The 15,886-nt window shown below is 60.0% G+C and carries 15 protein-coding genes; 9 read left to right on the forward strand and 6 right to left on the reverse strand.

Translation table 11 applies throughout. From position 1 onward, the window contains the following. Positions 1–15: 15 nt before the first annotated feature. Together ACWGZX_RS27125 and ACWGZX_RS27130 are read right to left on the reverse strand one after the other, a co-directional pair. Entirely contained in the window at positions 16–735 is a 720-nt protein-coding gene (locus ACWGZX_RS27125; RefSeq protein WP_452626230.1) for a FadR/GntR family transcriptional regulator, read from the reverse strand. 202 nt (positions 736–937) lie between these two features. Then, positions 938–2,674, reverse strand: a complete 1,737-nt coding sequence (locus ACWGZX_RS27130) for an IlvD/Edd family dehydratase (RefSeq protein ID WP_007944608.1) — start codon at positions 2,672–2,674, stop codon at positions 938–940. Positions 2,675–2,867: 193 nt separating this feature from the next. Here ACWGZX_RS27130 and ACWGZX_RS27135 point away from each other — a divergent pair, with 193 nt between their 5' ends. The 9 genes from ACWGZX_RS27135 (at position 2,868) to ACWGZX_RS27175 (ending at position 9,854) form a co-directional block, all read left to right on the forward strand. Beyond that, on the forward strand, positions 2,868–4,190 hold the full coding sequence (locus ACWGZX_RS27135; protein WP_452626231.1) for an MFS transporter: 1,323 nt from the start codon (positions 2,868–2,870) through the stop codon (positions 4,188–4,190). Between the two features lie 151 nt (positions 4,191–4,341). Continuing rightward, on the forward strand, positions 4,342–5,334 hold the full coding sequence (gene araD1 / locus ACWGZX_RS27140) for an AraD1 family protein (RefSeq protein WP_452626232.1): 993 nt from the start codon (positions 4,342–4,344) through the stop codon (positions 5,332–5,334). A gap of 10 nt (positions 5,335–5,344) precedes the next feature. Continuing rightward, entirely contained in the window at positions 5,345–6,925 is a 1,581-nt protein-coding gene (locus ACWGZX_RS27145) for an aldehyde dehydrogenase (NADP(+)) (RefSeq protein WP_452626233.1), read from the forward strand. 217 nt (positions 6,926–7,142) lie between these two features. Beyond that, positions 7,143–7,439, forward strand: coding sequence for a DUF5629 family protein (locus ACWGZX_RS27150; protein WP_452626234.1), 297 nt, complete (start codon positions 7,143–7,145; stop codon positions 7,437–7,439). Next, positions 7,432–8,601, forward strand: a complete 1,170-nt coding sequence (locus ACWGZX_RS27155) for a lactonase family protein (RefSeq protein WP_452626235.1) — start codon at positions 7,432–7,434, stop codon at positions 8,599–8,601. The genes ACWGZX_RS27150 and ACWGZX_RS27155 overlap by 8 nt, the downstream gene beginning before the upstream one ends. Positions 8,602–8,756: 155 nt before the next feature. After that, entirely contained in the window at positions 8,757–8,936 is a 180-nt protein-coding gene (locus tag ACWGZX_RS27160; RefSeq protein WP_223520781.1) for a hypothetical protein, read from the forward strand. A gap of 210 nt (positions 8,937–9,146) precedes the next feature. After that, positions 9,147–9,272, forward strand: a complete 126-nt coding sequence (locus ACWGZX_RS27165) for a hypothetical protein (RefSeq protein WP_263288417.1) — start codon at positions 9,147–9,149, stop codon at positions 9,270–9,272. Positions 9,273–9,387: 115 nt separating this feature from the next. Continuing rightward, positions 9,388–9,600 (forward strand): hypothetical protein, encoded by a 213-nt coding sequence (locus tag ACWGZX_RS27170; RefSeq protein ID WP_452626236.1) that lies wholly within the window; start codon positions 9,388–9,390, stop codon positions 9,598–9,600. After that, a complete protein-coding gene (locus ACWGZX_RS27175; RefSeq protein WP_452626237.1) occupies positions 9,597–9,854 on the forward strand; it encodes a hypothetical protein in 258 nt (85 codons plus the stop codon). Before ACWGZX_RS27170 ends, ACWGZX_RS27175 begins: the two co-directional genes overlap by 4 nt. 159 nt (positions 9,855–10,013) lie before the next feature. Here ACWGZX_RS27175 and ACWGZX_RS27180 read toward each other — a convergent pair whose 3' ends face one another. From ACWGZX_RS27180 to ACWGZX_RS27195, 4 genes are all read right to left on the reverse strand, one after another. Continuing rightward, positions 10,014–10,610, reverse strand: a complete 597-nt coding sequence (locus tag ACWGZX_RS27180; protein ID WP_452626238.1) for a glutathione S-transferase — start codon at positions 10,608–10,610, stop codon at positions 10,014–10,016. Beyond that, the gene (locus tag ACWGZX_RS27185) at positions 10,607–14,248 is read right to left on the reverse strand and encodes an SbcC/MukB-like Walker B domain-containing protein (protein WP_452626239.1); all 3,642 of its coding nucleotides are present in this window, start codon (positions 14,246–14,248) and stop codon (positions 10,607–10,609) included. Before ACWGZX_RS27185 ends, ACWGZX_RS27180 begins: the two co-directional genes overlap by 4 nt. Then, a complete protein-coding gene (locus ACWGZX_RS27190) occupies positions 14,245–15,489 on the reverse strand; it encodes an exonuclease SbcCD subunit D C-terminal domain-containing protein (protein ID WP_452626240.1) in 1,245 nt (414 codons plus the stop codon). Before ACWGZX_RS27190 ends, ACWGZX_RS27185 begins: the two co-directional genes overlap by 4 nt. A 203-nt stretch (positions 15,490–15,692) precedes the next feature. Further along, positions 15,693–15,881 (reverse strand): hypothetical protein, encoded by a 189-nt coding sequence (locus tag ACWGZX_RS27195; RefSeq protein ID WP_452626241.1) that lies wholly within the window; start codon positions 15,879–15,881, stop codon positions 15,693–15,695. Between the last annotated feature and the right edge of the window lie 5 nt (positions 15,882–15,886).

Here is a 15,886-nt window from a genome sequence, read left to right on the forward strand (position 1 = left end):
TTGGTTCTGTGGTGGTTATGAGGGATCGGTACCCAGCACCACATTCAACGCACTACGCGCATCATCCAGTTGCACCAGCGTCGCGTGCCGTGCGCCGAGCGGATCGCGGTTCTCGATGGCCGTGAGGATTGCCTTGTGCCGAGGCAGCGCCAGTTCATGCAGGTTCGGCCGCTGGTTGGAATGCTTCAATGCTTCGGCTATCGCCACCGACAGCATGTTGCACAGGTTGGCCAGCAAGTCGTTGTGGGTTGCATCGGCGATTCGGCTGTGGAAATCCAGATCAGGTTGCAGTAAGGCCTCCGGCGTCGGCGCGGCCTCCATGCGTTGGTAGGCTTCGCCAATGGACGCGATGTCCGCCTCCGTGGCGAACTGTGCGGCCAATGCGGCGACGGCGGGCTCGATGATGCTGCGCACACTGGTCAACAGGTCGAAAAACTCATTCTGCGGGCTGCTTTGCATCAACCAGTGCAAAACGTCCGGATCAAGCATGTGCCACTCTTTGCGCTGCTTGACCACCGTGCCGACGCGCGGACGGCAATACACCAGGCCCTTGGCGACCAATACTCGGGTGGCTTCGCGCAGCACCGGGCGGCTGACTGCGTACTCCTCACACAGCAGGGCCTCGGCGGGCAGCTTGTCACATGGCTTGAAACGCCCGGAAACAATCTGCATGCCCAGTTCCTGGACTATGCGCGAGTGCATGCTTTTACGGTCGGACGGTTTGCGGTAATCCATGGGGAGCGGCGCGGTCCTGTGCGAGGGTGTGTTGCGCATGATAACAGGCGCGGACACGGTCCTGAATCAGATGAAGAACCAATGTAGGAGCGAGCTTGCTCGCGAAAGCGGCGGGTCAGTCAACATGGATGTTGACTGTTAGACCGCTATCGCGGGCAAGTCGAATCGTCGCACCGCCGCTCCCACAGGGGTTTTGTGTTGATCAGTGAGAGTGGCGCGGGACCTCGGCACCGCGGCAGCCGACCAGGAAGTCGAAATCGCAGCCCTGATCCGCCTGCAGCACATGGTCAATGTACAGCTGACGATATCCGCCCAGGATCATTTGCTGTGGTGGCTGTAAATCAGCCATGCGCGCCGCCAGTTCAGCATCCGGGATATCCAGGTGCAAACGCCCGTTGGCACAGTCCAGTTCAATCCAGTCGCCTTCTTTCACCGCGGCCAACGGTCCGCCCGCTGCCGCTTCCGGCGCGACGTGCAAAACCACGGTGCCATAAGCGGTGCCGCTCATGCGTGCGTCAGAGATGCGCACCATGTCGGTCACGCCCTGGGCGAGCAACTTGGCCGGCAAACCCATGTTGCCGACTTCGGCCATGCCCGGATAACCCTTGGGGCCGCAGTTCTTCATCACCAGGATCGAGTTGGCGTCGACGTCCAGCTCTGGATCGTTGATCCGTGCCTTGTACATGTCGAAGTTCTCGAACACCACGGCCCGGCCGCGATGCTGCATCAATTCAGCCGTGGCGGCGGACGGTTTGAGCACCGCGCCGAGTGGCGCCAGGTTGCCGCGCAACACGCAGATGCCGCCATCGGCGCGGATCGGGTTGTCGAGGGTTCGGATCACCTCGTCCTGACCGTAAATCGGCGCGTCTTTGGTGTTCTCGCCGAGGGTCTTGCCGTTAACGGTCAAGGCATTCGGGTTCGGGATCAGGTTGGCTTCACCGAGACGACGCAATACCGCTGGCAAACCACCGGCGTAGTAGAACTCTTCCATCAGGAAACGCCCGGACGGTTGCAGGTCGACGATGGTCGGCATGCCGCGACCGATGCGGGTCCAGTCATCCAGCTCCAGGTCCACACCGATACGGCCGGCGATGGCTTTCAAGTGGATCACAGCGTTGGTCGAACCGCCGATGGCCGCGTTGACACGGATGGCGTTTTCGAAAGCTTCCTTGGTGAGAATCTTCGACAGTTTCAGATCTTCGCGAACCATCTCCACCGCACGCATGCCGGACATGTGCGCCAACACATAACGCCGTGCATCCACCGCTGGAATTGCCGCGTTGTGGGGCAGGGAAGTGCCAAGCGCTTCAGCCATGCAGGCCATGGTCGACGCGGTGCCCATGGTGTTGCAGGTGCCGGCCGAGCGGGACATGCCGCCCTCGGCCGCGAGGAAATCGTCAATGGTGATGGTGCCGGCTTTCACTTGTTCGCTGAGCTGCCACACCACGGTGCCGGAACCGATGTCCTGGCCTTTGTGTTTACCGTTGAGCATCGGTCCGCCGGTGACGACGATTGCCGGGACGTCGCAACTGGCCGCGCCCATCAGCAGCGCCGGGGTGGTTTTGTCGCAACCAGTCAGCAGCACCACGCCATCAATCGGGTTGCCGCGAATCGCTTCTTCGACGTCCATGCTCGTCAGGTTGCGGGTGAACATGGCGGTCGGGCGCAGGTTCGATTCGCCGTTGGAGAACACCGGGAATTCAACAGGGAACCCACCGGCCTCGATCACTCCGCGTTTGACGTGCTCCGCGATCTGGCGGAAGTGCGCGTTGCACGGGGTCAGTTCCGACCAGGTGTTGCAGATGCCGATGATTGGCTTGCCCTGGAACTGGTGGTCGGCGATGCCCTGATTCTTCATCCAGCTGCGGTACATGAAGCCGTTCTTGTCGGCGGTGCCAAACCATTGGGCGGAGCGCAGGGTGGGTTTCTTATCAGACATGATCGATTCTCTTATTGTATGACTATTAAGTTAAACCAGAGGCCTAACATAGGCGTAAATTCCTCTGTTTGGAAGTGTTGTTGGGTAATTAGTATTACTATATAGTCGTTTTCAACGGAGGGATGGCCCTGGCGATTTTCTGCGAGAGGCGTCTCCCGAGGTTCTATAACAACAACAATCGGAGACCGATCTCATGAGCCAGGAACTGCGGCTTATTCGTCGCATCACACTGAAACTGATTCCCTTCCTGATCCTGCTGTACCTGATCGCCTATGTGGATCGCTCCGCCGTAGGCTTCGCCAAGCTGCACATGGGTGCCGATATCGGCCTCGGAGACGCCGCTTACGGCCTGGGTGCCGGGCTGTTCTTTATTGGCTATTTCCTGTTTGAAATCCCCAGCAACCTGATGCTCGACCGTTTCGGCGCGCGACGCTGGTTTGCGCGGATCATGGTCACCTGGGGCGCCATCACCATCGGCATGGCCTTCGTTCAGGGGCCGCAAAGCTTCTACGTGATGCGCTTTTTGCTCGGTGCGGCGGAAGCCGGATTCTTCCCGGGTGTTTTGTACTACATCACCCAGTGGTTCCCGATTCGCCATCGCGGCAAGATCCTCGGGCTGTTCATCCTCTCCCAACCCATCGCAATGATGATCACCGGCCCGGTGTCCGGCGGCTTGCTCGGCATGGACGGCACCCTCGGATTGCACGGCTGGCAGTGGCTGTTCATCGTCATCGGTACGCCAGCGATCCTGCTGACCTGGCCGGTGCTGCGTTACCTGCCTGACGGCCCGCAACAAGTGAAATGGATGGACCAGGCCGAAAAAGACTGGCTGTCCGGCGAGTTGAAAAAGGACCTTGAGGAATACGGCCAGACCCGTCACGGCAATCCGTTGCACGCGCTCAAAGACAAGCGTGTGTTGCTGCTGGCACTGTTTTACCTGCCGGTGACCTTGAGCATTTATGGCTTGGGTCTGTGGCTGCCGACGCTGATCAAACAGTTCGGCGGCACCGATCTGGTGACCGGTTTCGTTTCAGCGGTGCCGTACATTTTCGGAATCGTCGGTTTGCTGATCATTCCGCGCAGTTCCGACCGTTTGAATGACCGCTACGGTCACCTCGCCGTGCTGTATGTGCTGGGTGCGATTGGCCTGTTCCTCAGCGCCTGGTTGACGGTGCCGGTGCTGCAACTGGCAGCCCTGTGCCTGGTGGCGTTTGCCCTGTTTTCCTGCACCGCAGTGTTCTGGACGTTGCCGGGTCGGTTCTTCGCCGGGGCCAGTGCGGCGGCCGGGATCGCGTTGATCAATTCGGTGGGCAACCTCGGCGGTTACATCGGTCCGTTCGTGATTGGTGCGCTGAAGGAATACACCGGCAACCTGGCGTCGGGGCTGTATTTCTTGTCCGGTGTGATGGTGTTCGGGCTGCTGCTGACGGGCGTGGTTTATCGGTTGCTGGAGCGCAAACACGTGCTGCCGGCTGATCAGTTTGCGGCCAGTGCGCGTGGCGCCACCCGTACCTGACTCGGGCTTGATACGGACCTGTAGGAGCTGGCTTGCCAGCGAAGAGGCCCTGACAGCAGACATCGGTATTGACCGTCAGGTCGCCTTCGCTGGCAAGCCAGCTCCTACAGGATTTGCGGTGTTTTCAAGTTTTGTTTAATGGAGAAAATTCATGCGTTTGGTTCAATTCGAATTGAGTAACGGCGAGCGCCGCGTCGGCGTCGTCGAGGACGGTCTGGTGCATGAAGTGCGGGACGCGCATACCGTTCGTGACCTGGCATTGGCGGCGATCGAGGCGGGCACGAGTCTGGAGCAGCAGGTGAAAGTCCTGGGCCTGGGCATCAGCCACGACTATGCCGAACTGTTGGCCACGTTACGCATCCTGCCGCCGCTGGATCACCCGGATCCGGCGCACATGCTGGTCAGCGGCACCGGCCTGACCCACTTGGGCAGCGCCTCGGCACGGGACAAGATGCATCAACACGCCGGTGACGAAGAGGCAATGACCGACACCATGCGCATCTTCAAATGGGGAGTGGAGGGCGGCAAACCGGCAGCAGGGCAGGCCGGCGTACAACCGGAATGGTTCTACAAGGGTGACGGCAGCATCGTCGTTCGGCCGGGCAAGACGTTCCCGCTGCCACCATTCGCCGAAGACGCCGGCGAAGAGCCCGAACTCAGCGGCCTCTACGTCATTGGCCACGATGGCAAGCCTTATCGCCTCGGTTATGCGGTCGGCAATGAGTTCTCCGATCACGTCATGGAGCGTAAAAACTACTTGTACCTGGCTCACTCCAAACTGCGCAGTTGCAGCTACGGCCCGGAACTTCGGGTCGGCGAATTGCCGCAATACCTGGCCGGCACCAGCCGCATCCTGCGGGACGGAGAAGTGCTGTGGCAGAGCGAGTTTCTCAGCGGCGAAGCCAACATGTGCCACAGCCTGGAAAACCTTGAGTACCACCATTTCAAATACAGCCAGTTCCTGCGTCCGGGGGACGTGCACATTCATTTCTTCGGCACCGCGACCTTGTCGTTCGCCGATGGCATCCGCACCCGACCGGGAGACGTTTTCGAGATCAGCCAGGCCGAGTTCGGCGCACCGTTGATCAACGGCATTGCGCCGGCTGAAGCGGCGTTCCTGCCTGGCACCGTCGGCACCCTTTAAGGAGACAGGCATGACCCGGATTCTTGGACACAACTACATCGGCGGCCAGCGCAGCGCCGCCGGTTCGCTCAAACTTCAGAGCGTCGACGCCAGCACCGGCGAAGCGTTGCCGCACGATTTCTTCCAGGCAACCCCGGAAGAAGTCGACGCCGCCGCCAAGGCCGCCGCAACGGCTTACCCGGCCTATCGCAGCCTGAGCGCTGAGCGTCGCGCACAATTTCTCGATGCGATAGCCGATGAGCTGGACGCGTTGGGTGACGAGTTCGTCGCCGTGGTCTGCCGCGAAACCGCGCTGCCCACCGGGCGCATTCAAGGCGAACGCGGTCGCACCAGCGGCCAGATGCGTCTGTTCGCCAAAGTGCTGCGTCGCGGCGACTTCTATGGTGCCCGCATTGATCGGGCGCTACCGGACCGCACGCCACTGCCACGTCCGGACTTGCGCCAATACCGCATCGGCCTCGGCCCGGTCGCGGTGTTTGGTGCCAGCAACTTTCCCTTGGCGTTTTCGACGGCCGGTGGCGATACCGCCTCGGCCTTGGCGGCTGGTTGCCCAGTGGTGTTCAAGGCTCACGGCGGTCACATGGCAACGGCCGAATGGGTGGCTGACGCGATCCTCCGTGCCGCGGAAAAAACCGGCATGCCGGCCGGTGTGTTCAACATGATCTACGGTGGCGGGGTCGGCGAAGCGCTGGTCAAGTTCCCGGCGATTCAGGCCGTGGGCTTTACCGGCTCGCTGAAGGGTGGTCGCGCCTTGTGCGACATGGCCGCTGCACGTGCGCAGCCGATCCCGGTGTTCGCCGAAATGTCGAGCATCAACCCGGTGATCGTGTTGCCACAGGCGTTGCAGAGCCGGCTTGAATCGGTCGCTCGTGACCTGACCGCCTCTGTGGTTCAAGGCTGTGGTCAGTTTTGTACCAATCCGGGGCTGGTGATCGGGATTCGTTCACCGCAGTTCAGCGCGTTCGTGCAGCAGGTCGCCGGGCTGATCAATGATCAGCCGGCGCAAACCATGCTCAATGCCGGGACCTTGAGCAGCTATGGCAAAGGCCTGGAAAAACTCCTCGCGCATTCCGGCATCACGCACCTGGCAGGCAACGCGCAACAGGGTAAACAGGCTCAGCCGCAGCTGTTCAAGGCTGACGTCAGCCTGTTGCTCAACGGCGATGAAGTCTTGCAGGAAGAGGTGTTCGGCCCGACCACGGTGGTGGCGGAAGTGGCTGATCAGGCGCAACTCACTGCGGCGCTGAACGGGCTTCATGGGCAGCTGACGGCGACGATCATTGGCGATCCGGCGGACTTTGAACAGTTCGGCGAATTGACGGCTTTGCTGGAGCAAAAGGTCGGGCGGATTCTGCTCAATGGTTATCCGACCGGCGTGGAAGTCTGCGATTCGATGGTCCACGGTGGGCCGTACCCGGCGACGTCCGATGCGCGCGGTACGTCGGTGGGCACCTTGGCGATTGACCGCTTCCTGCGCCCGGTGTGCTTCCAGAACTACCCGGACAATCTGCTGCCGGACGCGTTGAAGAATGGCAATCCGCTGCGCATCCAGCGCTTGGTGGATGGGCAGCCCTCGCGCGAAGCCCTCTAACGGTTAAATACGGACCCTGTAGGAGCCGGGCTTGCCCGCGATTGCGATCTAATATCCAACATCATCGTTGAATGAAAGACCGCCATCGCGGGCAAGTCGGATCGCCGCACCGCCGCTCCTACAGGGGGTCAGTGTTGTGTGTGGGGTTTGAGGTCGGCATTGGGCCGCCCACACATTGAGTTATCATTGCATTTTTCCCATTAAAAGATTGATCGCCATGACTGACATAGCCGATACCTTGCTCAACACCCTCGAACACTGCGACATGGTGGAAATCGACGGGTTGCACGCGTTCGAATTCGCCCTCGATGAATTCGACAACCTGCACATCGAGTGCATGGATGGGCGAGCGGCCAAGCACTGGGAGTTCACCCCGGCGCAGATTCAGGCATCCTCCTTCGACCCAACCCTGCAAAGCTGGTTGATCACCGGCGATTCCGGCGAGCACCGCTTGGTGTGCCTGACCGCTATCGGTGGTCATGACGACGAGGACGATGAGCTTGAGGGTGCGTAATCTCTGGCCGCTGTTGATCGCCGGTAGTGTCGGCGCGATGGGCGTTCAGGCTGCCTTGGCCGACGAGTATCAGTTGCTGGTGGGTTCCTACACGGCGGGTCAAAGTCAGGGGATTTATCGTCTGAACTTCGACAGTTCGACCGGGCAGATTAACGCAAGGCCACTGCAAGTGGTGCAAAGCGAAAACCCGTCCTGGCTGACTGTGTCCAAGGATCAGCGTCACTTGTTCGTGGTCAATGAAAACGGCCCGGGTCAGAAAGACCCGGTCGGGCGTGTCAGCAGTTATGCGATTGATTCCAAGACCCATGAGCTGAGCCTGATCAATCAGGTCCAGAGCCTGGGCAACGAGCCAACGCATTCGAGCCTCAGCGGCGATGGCCGTCATCTGTTCGTCAGCAACTATTCGGTGGCTGAAGATCCGGGCGGCACCCTCGCGGTGTTGCCGGTGGGCGCTGACGGCAAGCTTGAAAACGTGGTGCAGTTGAGCAGTCATCCAGCGAGTCGGGTCAACCCCGAGCGGCAGATGTCGGCGCACGTGCACTCGACTGTCTCTTCACCAGACGGCCGCTACGTGTTCTCCAATGATTTGGGGGCAGACAAGGTCTTTGTCTACCGCTTCGACCCCAAGGCCAATCCGGACCTGCCGTTGACGCCCGCCACACCGGCGTCCGTGCAGTTGTCGCCAGGGAGCGGGCCGCGTCATTTACTGTTCAGTGCCGACGGCAAGCATGCCTGGCTGACCATGGAAATGAGTGCGCAGGTGGCGGTGTTCGATTACCAGAATGGCAAGCTTGAGCAAACGCAAATGGTCGACCTGGCGGCAGGCCAGCCCACGTCCGATAAAGCGGCGGCAGCACTGCATGCTTCGGCGGATGGCAAGTTCCTCTACGTCAGCAACCGTGGCACCGCCAATCAATTGCTGGTGTTTGCCATTGATCCCGCGACCGGCCACCTCAAGGAACTGCAGCGACGCTCGGTGGAAGGGGACCATCCGCGCGAGTTCAGCCTCGATCCCAGTGGCAAGTTCGTGCTGATCGCCAACCAGAAGAGCAACCAGGTTGTCGTCGTCGAACGTGACGCCAAGACCGGTCTGCTGGGTAAAACCGTGCAAAAACTGCCGATGGACGCGCCGAGCGACCTCAAGTTTCTGCTGCGTCAATAGGCCGCAGGCCCCGGTTGATGGGGCCTGCATCCTTGTATTAATGACGCTGATATCTGTTAATGCTACAAAGGATTTCAGGCGAGAACACTCGACGGTTAAGTTTGCTTCACGGCCCCACCGGGCAAGCAAGCCAACTGAATGCGAGGAATACCGCCATGAACTTCAATCTCTTCTCTGTCATCGCTGCTTCTGCCATCTCTGCCTCCGTTGCTCTGCCAGCCAGTGCCAACGTCGAAATCAGCGATAAAAAATCCCACGCCCAGAGCTACACGCAGAAATACCTGCAACAGAGTGCCAACTTCTACGCCGCTCTGGATCACAAAACCCAAGCCTGAAATTCAAGCCCTGCACCTTTTATGCAGGAGCGAAGTCACTTGCGTCGATCAAGCTGAACAGCTTCGAGAAACCTGAGTGATGTCGCTCCTGCATAACGCGTTTACGACAGCATCACATTGCTATCAACTCCCGACTTGATAACACATGGCCGCGAGTTTAGATTTGGCGCTCGGTTTTTGATTCCAATTCTAATAACAAGGATCGACAACATGGCGATGCGCGTGGCAGTGGTTCTTCTTTTTCTGTATTCCACCCCCCTACTTTCGGATGCCCAGCCCGTTCCAGACGAGCCGGACGCGGCCCGCGAGCGCATGATGAGTTTTATCGAAGACTGAAATAGACTGGCTTAATGATCAACGAAGCTGATGGTCACTATGGATAACCCTGAGTGGTTACCCCTGCTTTTTTGATTGATTCTGTGGGCATCGAAACATGCCCACGGAGAACACCATGGCCAGCTCAATCCTCACTTCTGCCAAACACGGCGCCTACCTGGCCATCGGTCTTTACGTGATCCTGGTGTTGGTCATCAGCCTTTCGGCTCAAACGCACCGCACCGTAGAAGCACCGATTGAGGTCGCTTATCCCGGCATCCAGTTCGAACACCGCGCCCAAAACGCGGGGGGCGAGCACGTAGAACTAGCGGGAGTGGTCGGGGCATGAAAGGGCGCAAACTCTGGGTGATTGCGTTCCTGGCGTTCATCACCAACGGCTCTTCGTTGCTGGGCATCGGGCAAGGTTCGGCGGGTTCCGTGGCCCGATCCATAGAAGCCAATCACAACCTCGCACGCAATATTGAAACGCAGAAGGCGCTGGCGCTGCTGGCGGGCAATCCACCGATCAAACGTCAGGTCGATTTCTTCGGGCCGTTCCATGTGGATTGTTCGGTGTTGAAGATGTGTGAAGTGTTTGCCTGAGCCAACATTGTGGCGAGGGGGCTTGTCGGAACGCCGCATCGCCCCGTTCGGCTGCGCAGCAGTCGTAAAACCATACAGCTCGGTGCTTCAGCGTGATTGCAGGGGGCTGCTTCGCAACCCAACGGGGGCAAGCCCCCTCGCCACGGGTTTTGGGTGTTCTTACTTGTGCATTACGCCAGTAAACAAGTCCGACTCCAGAAACCGCTGCAACCAGCCCTGCAACCGCACGTAAGGCGTCTGCGCGAACCACTCGCGATCGACATGCGCAAACTGCCGCACGAACGGCATCAGCGCTATGTCTGCCAGACTTGGATACGCCGCCAGCAAGTAGTCGCGCCCCTCCAGTAACTCATCAAGCTGACGCAAAAACACCTCACCTTCGGCCCGATAAACCTCCATCGGTTGTTCGGGATAACGTTCGGCGTATTTGTAGCGATTCAGGTGCACTTTGAAGGTCTGATCGTTCGACTCGATCAGGTCCGCGATGCGCGCTTGTCCGGCGGGATCATCCTTGAGCAACCAGTTCTGCGGATCATTTTGTGCCAAAGCCCATTGCATGATTGCCAGGCTTTCATCAATTACCCGGCCATCAGCGCTCAGCACCGGTACCGTGCCTTTGCTCGACAACGCCAGCATCTCTGCCGGTTTAGCCTTGAGGCTGACTTCGACGATGTTCACCGGCACGCCGGAGTAACTTAGCGCCATCCGCGCGCGCATGGCGTACGGGCAGCGGCGGAAGGAATACAACGTATTCATTTCACCTCCAGGGTACTCAGGCCATTGCCTTGGCGTCGAACCTGAATCTGCACCGGAATCCGTTCATGCATTTCCTGCACATGGGAAATCACCGCCACTTTGCGGCCTTGAGCCTGCAAGCCGTCCAGCGCGTCCATGGCCAGTTGCAGGGATTCCGGATCGAGGCTGCCGAAGCCCTCGTCGATGAACAGCGATTCGATTTTCAGCGTGCTCGACGCCATCGAAGCCAGGCCCAAGGCCAGCGCCAGAGACACCAGGAACGTCTCGCCACCAGACAACGAATGCACCGAACGCAGCTCATCGCCCATCTCGGTGTCCATCACCAGTAACCCCAGCATGCTGCCGCCGCGTTTCAACCGATAACGGCGCACCAGTTGCCGCAACTGTACGTTGGCGTGGTGCACCAACAGATCGAGGTTGTAGGCCTGGGCGATTTTGCGGAACGTATCGCCGGTGGCCGAACCGATCAATGCATTCAAACGCGCCCAGCGTTGGTACTCGGTGTAGGCGTCGGCGATCTGTTGGGCCAGGGCTTGATTGGCGTTTTGCCGGCGCTGATCCTCGGCCTGTTCGGCGCGCAGTTCGGCGCAGCGGTGTTCGCTGGCGGAAGACAGGTTTTGCAGCTCGGTAAGAGCGGTGGCCAGTTGTTCGGCATCCAGATGGCCGTTGTGCTGCGCCTCGTGGCTGAGCAGGCGCTTGTCCCGCTCCTGCAACAAGACCTTGGCCTGTTCAATGGCTTTTTCGCTGCGTTGTAATTGCTGGCGCAGTTCGCTGAGCTGTTGATCGTCGACGCTGAGCAACGCGTCCAGACCGCCGTCATCCAGCTCCGGGTGCTGCGCGCGCCAGTCGGCAATCTTGCTGCTCAACTCGCGGTCTTCGGTTTCCATTGCCTGGGCGCGTTCCTGCCGGGCCTTGAGTTCGGCCGCCAGTTGCACCAGGCGCGTGCGTACGGTTTGCAGTTCCTGATTGGCCGTCGATTCGGCAGTGCGTGCCTGTTCGACGGCGTGATCGAGTTGCTGCTGCCATTGCTCGGCACTGGTGTGTTCGCCCAACAATTGAGCCAGTGTTTGCTGACAGGCCTGCTGTTGCTCGGCGAGGGCATCGAACTGCTGTCGGGCGGCGTCCAGTTGTTGAACGCGTGTCTGTTGACGGTCCTGTTCTTTCTCGAGCGCCTGCTGACGTTGCAGCTGTTCGCTGAGTTCATCGCGTTGCTGGTCGAGTTGCTCAAGGCGCTGGGTAATCTGCTGGTCGAGTTGCATGAACGTCGCGGCGGGCTCGTTGCGCAAAGCATCCAGCGTGTGGCTTGGGAGCAGGGTGCTGAACGCGGTCAGTTCTTCATCCAGACGCTGACGGTCGCTGCTCAACTCGCGTTGCTGATTGTTCAGGTGCTGCGCCGCTTGCTGGCTTGCGGTTTCGGCACTGCGCAGTTGTTGCTGAAGGCGCGCGGCGTCCTGTTGCAAGGTCAGCAGGGCGGTTTGCCGCTGCTCGTCCTGGCTGATGCTCTGGTTCAACTGATTGTTTTGCTGCGTCAGCCAGGCATCGCGTTTGTTCGCGTCCTGAGCCATTAATTGCGTCGACAATGGATGCGCTTCGAGGCTTGGCGTCAGGGCTTGTTGCTGGAAGGCGAGTTGCTCTTGCTGCTGTAACAGCTCTTTTTGCTGAGCGATCAAGCCGCCGACTTCTGCACGCAGATCAGTGAGTTTTTCCTTCAACTGGTCGACGGCTTTCTGCGCGTTGGCCTGCTCGCTTTCATCATGGCGACCGAGGCTTTGCAGCAGTGCTTCGGGCTGATGATAAGGGTGGTCGGGGCTGCCACAAACCGGACACGGTTGATCGTCCTGTAATTGCTCACGCAATTCTTCGACGCTGGCGCTGCGGGCCAGACGCTGACGTTCCAGCAGTTCGCGGGTAACGGTCAGGGTCTGTTCGGCGATGGTCAGTTCGTTCTTGGTTTTTACCCCGTCCTGGGTCAGGCGATCACGTTCTTGCTGAGCGCTCAGCTGGCGTTGTTGAAGCTCGGTGCCGCGGCTGTCCAGTTCCTGCTGGGTCGCCCACAGTCGTGTCAGCGCTTCGAAGGCCCGCAGTTGCTTGCGGTTGTCCTGCAACAGATTGCCGAGCAGCTGGATTTGTTCAGCCACGGCTTCAGGTTCGGCGCCGGCCTCTTTGTAGAGCACTTCCAGCTGCTGTTTTTGCGCGGCCAGCGCTTCGGCTGCGCCTGTTGCACTTTGCTCCAGGGCCGCCAGTTCGGCCTGGCCTTTGTTCAAGCGATTGCCGATCAACATCAGCTGTTGCAGGCGATCGCGATAGGCATTCCACGCATCGCTCAGTGGCGCCAGAGGCGTACTGTGTTCCAGCTCCCCGGCGATACGTTGCAGACGTTCGGCAACCCGTTTTTGCTGGTCAAGCAAACCTTCAATCGTGCTCTGACCCTGAGTGCAGGCCAGTTCTGCTTGCTGCTTGAGATCGGCGCTGAGGCTGGTGTCCTTGACCAGACGGGCGAGGGTGCTTTGCGCTTCAAAGGCCTGGCGCAGCAGCGGCGCACTGAGGGTGTGCTGATGTTGCGCTTCGGTCAGCGCGGTATGGGCGCTGCTCAGGCTCTGTTCGAGTTGAGTCTGGCGCTCGGTCAGTTCCTGTTGCTGTTGCGTGTGATGCTGAATCTGCGCAGCCAGCGGGGTGAGCTGAGCGATGAGTTCAGTCTTGCGCGCAAATTGATGCCGTTGCGGGGCCAACTGCTCCAGGCGCGTCAGTTTCAGGCGTTCACCGACCAGACTGTCCCAATGCTGCTGCGCGCTGGTCAATTGTTCAGTGGCGCTCAGTTGCTCGTCCTGCAACTGGCGCAGCTCTTTGAGCCAAGTGTGTTGCAGTTCGAGCTGTTTGAGTTGCGCCTGCTGCGTCTTGAGTTGCTGTTGCGCATCATTGAAGCGCTCATTCAGTTCGGCGCGGGCTTCGGGCGCCAGTGGTGTCACGCCGGTGGCTTGATCCTGCAACAGCTTGTGGGCTTCACGCGCCTCTTTGGTCTTGTCGAACGCGCGGCGACCGAGCTGGGTGTAGAGCGCGGTGTCGGTGAGCTTTTCCAGCAGTTCGCTGCGTTCGTTGTCGTTGGCCTTGAGGAAGGCACTGAACTCGCTCTGGGCGAGCAGAACGGCGCGGGTGAACTGCTCGAAGTTCAGGCCCAGTACAGATTCGAGCTGGGTTTTGAACTCGACTTTCTGACTGGCCAGCAGTTGATCTTGATCGATGTCGCGCAAGCTCTGGCGACTGGCTTGCAGCTTGCCGCCGGCTTTCTCCCGGGCGCGATTGGCTTCCCAGCGAGCGCGGTAACGACGGCCGTCGATGCCAACGAAATCCACTTCGGCATAGCCTTCACCCGTGCCGCGACGCAGCAACGTGCGGGGGTCGCCGGTGCTGATTTCGCCATCGGCGTCCGGCGCTTTCGCGGACACTTGAGCATTGCTCAGGCGGGGCACGGCGCCAAAAAGTGCCAGGCACAAGGCATCCAGCAAGGTGCTTTTACCGGCACCGGTCGGCCCGGTGATGGCAAACAAACCGGCGCTGGCCAAGGGTTCGGCCGTGAAGTCGATTTCAAAAGGCCCGGCCAATGAGGCGAGGTTTTTCAGGCGGATCGCGAGGATTTTCATGGCAGTTCGCTCTCCATCTGCACGTCTTGGAGCAACTCGGCAAAGTCCTTCAGCGTTTGCTCATCGACCTCGCTGCCATAGCTGTCCTGCCACGCGCGGCTGAACAATTCCTGAGGCGTGAGCTGGTCCAGTTCGACGAGATTTGTACCGTCATTGACGCCCTCGCGGCTGCCATTGCCAGCGTATTCGGCGGCGATGCGCACCAGACGCACGGCTTTACCTTGCAGGGCGGTTTCTATCTGATGGCGCAGGTCGGGTTGCGGCTCGTCCAGGCGCACCCGGACTTCCAGCCACGGCTGGCGCTGGGTGTCGGCGAGCAAATCGATGTTGGGCAGGTCAGCCAGTTGCAGCAGGATCTCAGCCAGCGGCGCCGGGCCGATGCGTTGTAGGTTGACTGCCCGTGGAATCAGCTTCGGCTCGACGCTGACCAGGGTTTCGCCGTCGAGGGTGATGTCGAGAATCTGATGCTGATAGCCGATCTCGGAAAACGACAGCGGAATCGGCGAGCCGCTGTAGCGGATGCGCTCTTCGCCGTTGACCTTCTGCGGCTTGTGCAAATGGCCGAGGGCAACGTAACTGATGCTCGGCCCGAACAGGCTGGCGGGCAGGGCTTCGGCGTTGCCGATGATCAGGCTGCGCTCGGAGTCTTCCGACACCGAACCGCCGGCCATGTGCGCGTGGCTGATCGCAATCAACGCCTGGCCGGGTTTGCGTTTGGCGTTGGCCGCTTCGATCAGCCATTCGTGAACCTGGCCAATCCCGCGCAAATAGTTGTCGCCCAACTGCGCGCCGGTGACTTCGGCGGGGCGCAGGAACGGCAGCGCCAGGCACCAGCCGACAATCTCGCCGCTGGCATCGGGCAACGGCAGCAACAGGCGCTCGGCATCCAGTTGACCATCATCCAGCCACAGCACCCGACCGAGCGCATGGGTGCGCAAGCGGCGCATCAATGGCGCTGGCAGTTCGATCCGTGAGCCGGAGTCGTGGTTGCCGGCGATCATCACGATGGTCAGCAAGGGCTGCTGCTCGTGGGCGCTGACGATGAAATCGTAGAGGCGTTCCTGGGCTTTGACCGGCGGGTTGACCGTGTCGAAGATATCGCCGGCGATCAACAGCACATCGGGCTGGTCCAGCTTCAGCTGGCGCAACAGCCAATCGAGAAAACAGGCGTGCTCGAAATCGCGTTCCTGGCCGTGCAGATTCTGCCCAAGGTGCCAGTCGGAGGTGTGGAACAGACGCAAGGCGTACTCCGTTGGAAATAAGGTGATGGCCGCGGGGGAAATGATGGCGGCTAAAGGGGAGGGAGTTTACTGGCAAACAGTCTCGTTGTGGCGAAGCACTATTTTCGTGGCTTGGGGCTTATCTGTGGCGAGGGGGCTTGTCGGAATGCAACACCGCCCCGTTGGGTCGCGAAGCGACCCCAGCAATCTGCTGTGAAAACACGTCATGCCCGGCGCTTGTCGGTCGGGTTCAACCGCTGCACCTCGGCAAAAATCTCGGTGATCGGTCGCCGTGGCTGACGTTTGTGCAGGGCGCGGACTTGTGCGCTCATGCGCAGCAGAGCTTCGCTCGGCTTGGCCCACTGTTCCTTCGGCAGCGGTTCCGACCATTCCTCCGAAAAACGCTTTCCCAATCAAA

It is taken from the genome of Pseudomonas sp. CLCA07 (assembly GCF_053615335.1).